Below are 9,916 nucleotides of genomic sequence, written 5' to 3'. Positions count from 1 at the left end.
ATAAAAAGGGGTAAATGAATATGAAGAAAGCCATTATTGTAATCGCAAGTACAGCAATTGCCTTTTACACAATAAAAAATAGAAAAAAGAAGCACAATAAAAACGATCTATATTATCCATACACATTATTAAAGAAAAAATAAAAGACAAGGTACCCTATCTTAATGAGGATATCTTGTCTTTTATTTTTCCTATTCCCTTTAAAGGATTTTCCTCTTCTTTTCCCGAATGTATTAAGCGGGATTTTTACACATATTTTAAAGGGGCATATATACAAATGGATACACAACAACTATACTTTTTAAACGATATCGGCAAACAAAAACCAGAAAGCATCCGGAATAGAAGCGCTGCATGTCCTTTTTGTGACAGAGAAAATTTAACGGATATTTTAGCAACTGAAGGCTCAATTATTTGGCTAAAAAACAAATTTCCTACATTAAAAGATACATTTCAAACGGTGCTAATCGAAACAGATAATTGTGAAGATCATATTGCGACATATACAGAAGAACATATGCGATCGTTAATCCGTTTCTCCATTAAACATTGGTTAAACTTACAGAAGAATGAAGAATTCACATCTGTAATTTTATACAAAAATCATGGTCCATTCTCAGGTGGAAGTTTGCATCATGCACACATGCAGATTATTGGAATGAAATATGTAAACTACCTCGATAACGTAGAACAGGACAATTTCCAAGGAGTAATTGTACAAAAGAACGAACACATTGAACTCAACATTTCAGATCGTCCCATTATCGGTTTTACTGAATTTAATATCATTATTGAAGATATTGGATGCATAGATGAACTAGCAAATTATATTCAGCAAACTGTACGTTACATACTGACAGATTTCCATAAAGGATGTAGTAGTTATAACTTATTCTTCTATTACTTAAACGAAAAAATCATTTGTAAAGTTGTTCCTAGATTTGTCGTTTCACCGTTATATGTAGGATATAAAATACCGCAAGTTTCCACAAAACTAGAAGACGTAAAAATACAACTAGCAGCGTATTTCACAAAACAAAACGACGCGATTATCCATAAAAAAATAGAGTAGGTATCAAAAACCTACTCTTTAATTACACCTTTATTTCGATAGTACACATCTTCTAATCCGATGTTATACTTCATGTTATTATCCGTCCACTCTGGCCCTAAATTCCCTGGCCACCCAGATGTATTTGCTATATATTTTAATAATGCAAAATCCGTCAAACCTTTTTGCACCCCGCGCTTATATCCTTTCATTAAATGCGGCATTGCAATTTGCGCATTTGTACGTGGATCTTTCAGCTCGTCATCAGTTAAATGATCCGGTGCAAGTCCACCACCGCGATGCAATTGAAACAATCCGAATGAAGTTCCGTTATCTCCAACACTTCTTGGATTTAATCGACTTTCATGTTCGGCAATTGTAAGAGGTATCCATTCTGGAAGATTGACTTTCTTTGCTTCCTCTATAATAATTTGTTTCATCTGTTTTGCTTCTTCTGAGTCAACATAGCTTGTCTCATTTACTAATTTGCCCATTCCTTCAGACTTTCCTTGGAAATATAAGTACACTCCAAGAACAACTAAAAATCCTACAAAGAATTTCTTCACTACCTCTACCTCTTTCTCCGCTGAAATTTGTCCCCTTTCAGCCTTCTTCCCTTTACAATTACCCACATTCTATCATTCTCTTACTCTTTTATCATAGCAAATAACTATACATATTATCATCATGCTTTAGACCGATTTTGTGAAAAAACAGCTGGTAAATACGTGCAAAAATGTAACTTCCATAGACTACAACGTATTTCTTGTATATAATTGTAAATTGAACTCTACATATAGAATAGGAGCAGACCGAATGAAAAAGTGCATAATACTCTTGTTCAGTATTTTACTTCTTATCCCTATCCACACCTTTGCACAAACGTCATCAAAACCAAAAGTACTTGTTTTATATAGTACAAAAGAAGATAAAATTACAAATAATATTCAAATTCTTAACACTCAATTAGGACATTTTACAAACGATATAACTACGAAAAGTTTAAACAAGGCTCATGAAATTACTAATTCATCTTCTTATACACATATTGTCTATATCGGTGAACAAAAAGAAGAGTTTCCTACTGAAGCAAAACAACTTATAGAAAATTTCTCAGGTCCAGTATTAGTTTTAGGGCAAAATGTTGAACAATTATCTAATCGCTTTTCATTCATTACCCTAAAGGATAATGATATACGAACTAATAAAATCGAATATCCAAGTAATAAATTAAAAAACACTCTAGAAGAAGAACGTTTGATTCAATCTTTTGATACAAACGGAACTGTTCTTGCTAACGCTTTAAGCTCAAATAACAAGAACCCACTAATCGTTCAACATGAAACATCTTACTACGTTGCAACACCAAATCTCTTTGACTGGATTTCTCATTACGTCGGTGAAATGCTATTTTCTTACTTTGGACAAAAACCAACGACAAATAAAGTAGAAGCTTATTTACGTCTTGAAGACGTTCATCCAGCCGCAGATATAAATCAATTAAAAGAAATTGCTGAATTACTAAAAGAGAAAAAGATCCCCTACATGATGACAGTCATACCAGTATATAAAGATCCTGATACAGGAAAGACAGTACATTTAAAAGATAAACCCGAACTAGTCGATCTTTTACGCTCTATGCAAGACGATGGTGCAGCAATTATTATGCATGGTTATACTCACCAATTTTATGATAGCGAAACCGGTGAAGGTTTTGAATTTTGGGACGTAAAAACAGACCAGCCAATTCGTCAACCAAATCATGAACAACCAAAATCAAAAAATGACTTTCCTACTATAGATGCCTATAATGCATACGTAAAAAAAGGGGAGGAATTTGAAGAAAAATATACAACTGATCATATTGAAAAAGGCATTCAAGAACTTGTAGATGCCAAATTATATCCTGTCGCATTTGAAGCACCTCATTACACGATGTCTCAAAAAGGATATGAAATACTATCAAGATACTTTTCAACTTATGTAGGACAACTACAGTTAAGTGATACAACTTGGAAATCCATGCACTCACCATTTTATACAAGTACCCCATCCTTTTTACATGGCATGAAATTAATGCCTGAAACAGTTGGATTTATTGAAGAAGATAAGCCACATGCTATCGCTAAAATGAAAGAACGTGCTGTATCTGTTGCAAAACTATCTGACGGCATTATCGGTGCATTCTATCATCCTTACTTAGGTGTGAAACCATTAAAAGAAGTACTAAAGGATCTAGAAAGTATTCCAAATATAGAATGGATTGATTTACAAAAAGAAACAAATGAAGTGAAAATGAAGGATATTCATATTACTACTAATAAAGATGGCATTCACGTTGAAAAACCAACGAGCGCAAGCGACATAATGGATTATGTAAAACAATATGGATTCTTCCTTATACTTGGTTTCTTCATCATTGTCTTTCTATTGTTATTAAGACGTGCAAAAAAATTAGAATCCTAAAATAAAACCACCAAGCAAAATGCTTGGTGGTTTTTTAACTTAAACCAAAACGCGGCATATTATTAATAACCCATTGATTATTTTCATAAATAAATTCAACTTCCACTTTTTCCGTTACATTATCATAGTCATTATACGTTTCTACCTGCGCTTTTATTTTTCCATCCTTTAACTCGGCAGAAATAATTTTTGTAAATTTAGTTGCTGCTTTTGATCCTGGATCTCCAATAGCATAGTACATTTTTCCATTTAACTCTTTCATATACTTACTCTTCATATACTCTGCTATAAATGATTTTGAGAAATACGTAGATAGCGTAGTCTCTAAATTATCCTTCGTATTATAAATAGGGGTCACTAATTCCCCGTATGACAAATCCCCTACTCGTTTTGGATTTCCTGTTAGTGCAGCCATTTGAACATTAGTAAGTTCCTTCTGTGCATTCCATACTTTCTGTAACATAACATCATCTGCTAATTTCTTATCTTTTACTTCATTTGATTTCTTTGTATCTAGATTCATGATAGTGCCATTATCCGTATAGAGGTACATATCTCCTGCTACAAAATATAAATAAGATTTAGTTGGTTCAACCGCTTTATTATAAATTACTTTTTCATTTCCTCCATTCATTCTCTTCTTATATACTCCATCCTTTTTTATATAATAAAAAGTGTCCCCTTTCACATTCATCTGCAAGGCATCCTTTACCAATAACTTTTCATTATTTTGTTGAACGTCTATTTCATATATGCCATGCTCAGCTTCATTTGTTTCAAAAGGTAACGAAAAGTCGACAACAGCATATAATTTTTCATTATCATATGTAGCACTAGATATTGTTGCATAATTTTCTTTTGACCAAGTTTTATTATCTTTTGTAACTTGTGTTCCACGATTTTTATTCCAATGTAGAATACTATCATCTATCGTTTGAGACCAACCAGAATTTTTAAATGCCGCTTCTTCTTCCTGTCCCGTTTTCAAATCCATTTTTACAATCCCTACAATATCAAAACCACCATGCTCAGAATATTTTTTCGGATAAAATAAAGTTTGGTCTTTTATATAAACATAATTTGTATCCGCTTTTAACGTGTCTAGCTTTTTGTTAGATATATCATACTTCATTAAAGAAGATAATCCCGCATTCTTATCTTCATCCGTATGAATAAAATATAAAACCTTGTTTTTTATATTTATGTAAGAAGCATTTACACCTTCCACTACACGTTCCGAAGTCTGAAATTGATCTTTCGTACGATAAATGCCTCCTGTATTTTTATTACCATTTACTGCATAGTAAACCCATCCATCACTCTCTGCCATCTTCCCTTTATTAGAACTGTTTCCAACCGTATTGCCATTTTTCTCATTTTCTTTCATCTGTTTTTCAACTACTGGATCAATTTGTTCTTCTTTATTTTCTTGTGTTACGTTTGAATTGATAGCCTTTTTTTCTGCTTCACATCCAAACGCTGCAAGTGAAAGTGTACCGATCATCATTGTAACAGCTATTTTTTTATATGCTCTCCCCATTTTCTTCCCTACTTCCTTCATCAAATTAAACACATCATAAATTATAGAAAATATTAGAAAAAATATCCATAATAAAAAGGATAAGAGTAACGCTCCTATCCTTTCAAATAAAGTGAAACTTTAATGTCCATCCCCCACTGGTTATTAGTTGAACCAATCAGGCTTTTACGGGCAGTTGATCTCCCACCTAACTCCTCCGCATTAGTCGAATTTTGAGGTGGGAGTCTTATTGCCCGTTAATGTGGGGTAAAATTGAATCGTATTTTCATATATCGTTTTCATAACCTTATCAACAGACATGTTTTTTATAACACTAATTTCCTTTAGTACCTCTCTAATCATTCCCGGATGCGTCATAACATCGTCTTGAAACTCCCACGGTCCATCTGTTTCTACCATCATATATTCAAGAGGATAATACGAAACAATTTTTCTAATCTTCTCCTTATGCAAAACATCTGGTGTAATAGAAATATAATAACCGTTCCTCATCATACGTTTCATTGTTGTTTCACTTCCTTTAAACCAGTGAAAATGTGCACGCGAAACTTTATATTTCTCCAATAAATCACATACAATATCAGCATCTTCATACACTGCATGCAATATAATTGGTAAATCATATTTACTAGCTAGTTCAACAAACCGTTGTAACACTGATATATACGAATTGACAGCAATGCGCTCATCTTCTTTTCTTAAATAATACGGTAAGCCAACTTCACCAATCGCAACTATATCCTCTACATGCTCTTCAATTAATTTATAAATTTGCTCACATTCTTCTTTATGAATCGGTTGCTCCGGATAAAAACCTATTGCTGGATGTACAAAAGAATATCGTTTTGCTAAAGATAAAGTTTCTTTACTTGATTGATAATTCATAGATACTGCAATAAGCCCCTTTATCTCTTTACTATGCTCCACATCTTTAAGTAATTTACTTTTCTCTTCATCCTTATATTGGTCAACATGTATATGACTATCAATCCACTTCACCTTTATTCCCCCATAAAAAAAACAAGAAAGGATCTCCCTTCTTGTTTTGTCATCTATATTATTTAACAATTAAGTTTGTTATGATATCAAATAATCCAATACATACTACGGCAACAGTAAAGTAGCTACAGAAATCTTTAATTGGAAACTTCACTACTTCTTCTTTACGCATCCCATTCTTCTCCCTTCTTACTATATCCCTAATTATTTTTATCTATTTGTATCTATTATGCAAAAAATATGACAAATTTACTATCGAATTAACTTACGTAAACCTTACAATGTTGTAAGGTTTATAAAAAGGGCCTCATCTCCATACAGATGAGGCTATTAAAAAGTAGTTGGTTTTTCATTCTTCATTCATATTACAAACAGAAAGTAATACAGTGAGACTTTCTAATTACACTATATAAAATTCACTATCTTTTAACCATCGAATTACATTACAGAAGACTTACATGTTTGTAAGCTATGTGTAATGTAATTCGATAGTTTCTCTTACTGACATCTCGTACAATAAAGTTAGCAAGTAAGCCAAATAAGAAGAACACTCACATAACCAAATTACATTGCTAGTAGCTACTCTTCTTATACCTTTCACTCATGCTACTACAATGTACCCCCTTCCCCTTTATATATTAAAAAAAGCCTTAGTCCATATGGACCAAGGCTTTTTTTGCACACATCAAAATACCCCTACCTAGTATTTTTATTTTCGACAAAAAATAGGTGGGGGTATAATTCACTATCTCATCGCTAAAAGTTTACTCTTTGCATTAATGGGAATATTTACAGCTTCAATTTCTTCAATTGACTCGCCGTAGCGTCCTTTTGCGTACACTTTTAATGTTTCATCTCTCTTTAACATATGCTTAACAGTCTTCTTTATTTTTTGTTCTCTTCCACGTTCGTCAAATGCAATAAATTCATATTCATACCACTCATCACCAATATGCTGACCAATTGTATTCACAACCGTATAGTATTCTTTCGTCTTATAAAATGGATTATATTTATCGATAACCGGTCCAAGTTTCGTAGGTAGTAACATTATTACTATGACTATCATCGCTATTATAGTAGTGATCATTTTTTTCTTCATAATAAACATTCCTCCTCTGCAGGATATATATACATCCATTTTAAAAAGAAGGAATACAATCTACTATTGAATCTCATTACATTACACTTACATTTTTGTAAGAATTAAAAAAAGGTGAACGAATTTACTCGTTCACCTTTTAGCTCGCTTTAAAGCCTCCGCCAAGTACATCACGTACATCATGGATAACGACGAAAGCATCGTCATCTACTCGACTAATAACTTGCTTTAACTTAACAAGCTCTTGTTTATTAATAACAACATATAAAACTTCTTTATTTTTACCAGTATATCCGCCGCGCCCTTCTAATACAGTAACGCCGCGTGTCATGTTTTTCGTAATAGCCTCACGTATTAACTCTGGTTGATTTGAAATAATTGTAACAGCCGTTTTTGTATCCATTCCTTCTACAATGAAATCAATTACTTTCGCTCCGATGAATACTGCAACAAGTGTGTACATCGCTTTTTCTTGCCCTATTATAAATACAGAACCAGCAATTACAACGATATCAATAATAAGTACACCTTTTCCGACACTCCAACCTAAATATTGATTTGCTAACCGTGCTAAAATTGCCGATCCCCCTGATGTACCTCCAGCTTTGAACATACAGCCTAATCCGATACCGACAAATACACCAGCAAATAGTGCCGCTAATAAAGTATCACTATTTACATGGTACTCAATATGTTCCGTAACATATAAAAACAAAGATGTTTCTACAATCCCTAAAATTGTATAAACCATCGTTTTCTTATCAAAAAATTTATAACCAACAGCTAGTAAAATTGCATTTATAGCAAAATTCACAATCCCCGGCGACCAATCAAATAAATAGTACGTAACAACCGTTAAACCAATAATTCCACCCTCTGATAGACGGTTTGGAATTGCAAAGTAATTAATACCAATTGCGAATAATAATGAACCAATTGTAATTAGTGTTATTTCCTTTATACGTTGATTAACCATAGTTCATACCCTCCCCCCATTTGACATTGTATCACTATCTCCTAGAGGTTTAGAAGTTGTTTTTATTCAGCATTTTTCCTCATAAAGACCAGGATATTATGTTTAAACAGGGGGGTGATTAATTATTCACATTCGCTCTAACTATACGGACAAATTGCTCCACATTCCCCTTCTGAATATACTTAGCTCGGATGGTTTCATGATTACAAATAAATTCGAAATACGGGCGGAAATCTATGCTATCTATATGCAAATATGAGTATTCTTTAAATGTTGAAGGATAGTAAGGAAATTTCCCGTAAAACAGGAGACGTCTAGTAGTCGCAACAAAAATCCCATGTTGATAACATAACGTGAAATTATCCTTCTCAAAAACCCCCACCACAAAGGCTAAAACATTTTCGTCATTCCCTAAAAACTTTTTTATACTTAATAAAAGTTCATTCATGCATTTCCCTCCAAATACTATTCTTGAAAAGAATCCATGGATTGTTACAAACCGGTTTAACCCCTTTATAAAGTATGAAACGCGTTTCCTGTCAAAGGTATTTCAAAAAAATAATCCGTTATGCACTTATACACATAACGGATTAAAACTACACTGTAGATCGCTCCACAAGTTCATATGGAATTTCCACCTTTTCTTGTTTAGAACTCTCGTCACTTATTTGCCGATAAAACATTTCAAAAGCCGCTTTTCCTATTCCCTTCAAATTTTGATCAATGGTTGTAAGTTGTAACACTTGCGAAATAGGTTGGTTATCCAAACCAATAATCGCTAAATTCTCAGGAACTTGAATACCCAATTTCCCAACTTCCGTCATAACCCCAATCGCAACTTCATCTCCTGCTACTATTAATGCTTCAGGAAGATGCTGCATCTTCTTTAATTTATGAGCCACTCTCACACCATCTTCTAACGTAAAACATTCTGTGAAAATCCATTCTTCATTCACTTCTTCATCTATAGATTGCAATTGACGCTTATACACATCAAAACGCTTTTGACTACTCGGTCCTAGCTTTCTCCCCGTGCAATAACCAATTTTTTTATAACCTTTTTCAATAAGGTGATTCATTCCTAGCTGGAAAGCTGCCGAATGATTTGTATATACACTTGAGATATTTGAAATATCATTGTCTTCACAAGCAATGATTGTGCCGTACGAAGCATACGGTTCTATCATTTCCCAATCATTTGCACGCGAACAAATAATAAGGCCATCCAATTGTTTCGTTTTTAACATATGTAAACTTTTCATTTCTTCTTTTTTATTATAGTTTGTTTGGCAAAGTAGCACCCTGTAGTTATGAGTTAACGCTCCCTCCATCATTCCCCCTACCATTGCATCGAAGCTCGGGTGATTAATGTAAGGGAGAATTACACCAACAATATTCGTCTTTCCTTTTGATAAATGAACAGCATTTGCGTTTTGTGAGTAATTCAATTTCTCAACTATTTCTAAAACAACTCTCCTTTTTTCTTCACTTACGTATGGATGATCATTTAGCACCCTCGAAACAGTTGTAACTGAAACCCCAGCCATCTTGGCGATATCTTTAATATTAGCCATACACTCACCTCTACTTTTAAATTAATAAATTCCATGAACATATGTCAAACCTTCTCATCATTACACCTTCATTCGTTTTTCTTACAAAAGTGTAATTTTCCTGTAAGCTAATTCGATAGTTACTTCTTGCGATATTTCATACAATTAAGTCAGAAACAGGGCAACCATTATTCGAAAAGGAGCGGATCAATATGATGAACAAGATGAA

The 9,916-nt window shown here is 33.3% G+C and carries 10 protein-coding genes; 3 read left to right on the top strand and 7 right to left on the bottom strand.

The window, feature by feature from the left end; translation table 11 throughout:
- The first annotated feature begins 14 nt into the window (after positions 1-14).
- Both MR083_RS25160 and MR083_RS25155 read left to right on the top strand, forming a co-directional pair.
- Positions 15-143: a hypothetical protein gene (locus MR083_RS25160; protein WP_003266122.1), complete on the top strand. Its 129-nt coding sequence runs from the start codon at positions 15-17 to the stop codon at positions 141-143.
- A gap of 134 nt (positions 144-277) precedes the next feature.
- A complete protein-coding gene (locus tag MR083_RS25155) occupies positions 278-1,072 on the top strand; it encodes a DUF4931 domain-containing protein (RefSeq protein WP_073530332.1) in 795 nt (264 codons plus the stop codon).
- Between the two features lie 11 nt (positions 1,073-1,083).
- Here the strand turns inward: MR083_RS25155 and MR083_RS25150 are convergent, their stop codons facing one another.
- The gene (locus MR083_RS25150) at positions 1,084-1,617 is read right to left on the bottom strand and encodes a transglycosylase SLT domain-containing protein (RefSeq protein ID WP_000713259.1); all 534 of its coding nucleotides are present in this window, start codon (positions 1,615-1,617) and stop codon (positions 1,084-1,086) included.
- A 250-nt stretch (positions 1,618-1,867) separates the two neighbouring features.
- Between MR083_RS25150 and MR083_RS25145 the strand changes: the two genes are divergently transcribed.
- Complete coding sequence (locus MR083_RS25145) at positions 1,868-3,517, top strand: DUF2334 domain-containing protein (RefSeq protein ID WP_242270011.1); 1,650 nt, start codon at positions 1,868-1,870, stop codon at positions 3,515-3,517.
- A gap of 34 nt (positions 3,518-3,551) precedes the next feature.
- Here MR083_RS25145 and MR083_RS25140 read toward each other — a convergent pair whose 3' ends face one another.
- From MR083_RS25140 to MR083_RS25115, 6 genes are all read right to left on the bottom strand, one after another.
- Positions 3,552-5,057 carry a DL-endopeptidase inhibitor IseA family protein gene (locus MR083_RS25140; RefSeq protein WP_242270010.1) on the bottom strand — a complete coding sequence of 502 codons (1,506 nt, stop codon included), beginning with the start codon at positions 5,055-5,057 and terminating at the stop codon, positions 3,552-3,554.
- A 201-nt stretch (positions 5,058-5,258) separates the two neighbouring features.
- Positions 5,259-6,056 carry a TatD family hydrolase gene (locus tag MR083_RS25135; RefSeq protein ID WP_242270009.1) on the bottom strand — a complete coding sequence of 266 codons (798 nt, stop codon included), beginning with the start codon at positions 6,054-6,056 and terminating at the stop codon, positions 5,259-5,261.
- 745 nt (positions 6,057-6,801) lie between these two features.
- Positions 6,802-7,158: a YxeA family protein gene (locus MR083_RS25130; protein ID WP_000728419.1), complete on the bottom strand. Its 357-nt coding sequence runs from the start codon at positions 7,156-7,158 to the stop codon at positions 6,802-6,804.
- 139 nt (positions 7,159-7,297) lie between these two features.
- The gene (locus MR083_RS25125; RefSeq protein WP_000248047.1) at positions 7,298-8,134 is read right to left on the bottom strand and encodes a YitT family protein; all 837 of its coding nucleotides are present in this window, start codon (positions 8,132-8,134) and stop codon (positions 7,298-7,300) included.
- A 118-nt stretch (positions 8,135-8,252) separates the two neighbouring features.
- A complete protein-coding gene (locus MR083_RS25120) occupies positions 8,253-8,582 on the bottom strand; it encodes a PH domain-containing protein (RefSeq protein ID WP_242270008.1) in 330 nt (109 codons plus the stop codon).
- Positions 8,583-8,730: 148 nt separating this feature from the next.
- Positions 8,731-9,708, bottom strand: a complete 978-nt coding sequence (locus MR083_RS25115) for a LacI family DNA-binding transcriptional regulator (protein WP_001273929.1) — start codon at positions 9,706-9,708, stop codon at positions 8,731-8,733.
- Between the last annotated feature and the right edge of the window lie 208 nt (positions 9,709-9,916).

The sequence above is a fragment of the Bacillus cereus group sp. BfR-BA-01408 genome, from assembly GCF_022663305.1.
GTDB lineage: Bacteria > Bacillota > Bacilli > Bacillales > Bacillaceae_G > Bacillus_A > Bacillus_A pacificus.
Note: the sequence above shows the minus strand (reverse complement) of the source record. Positions and strands in the feature narration are given on the sequence as shown.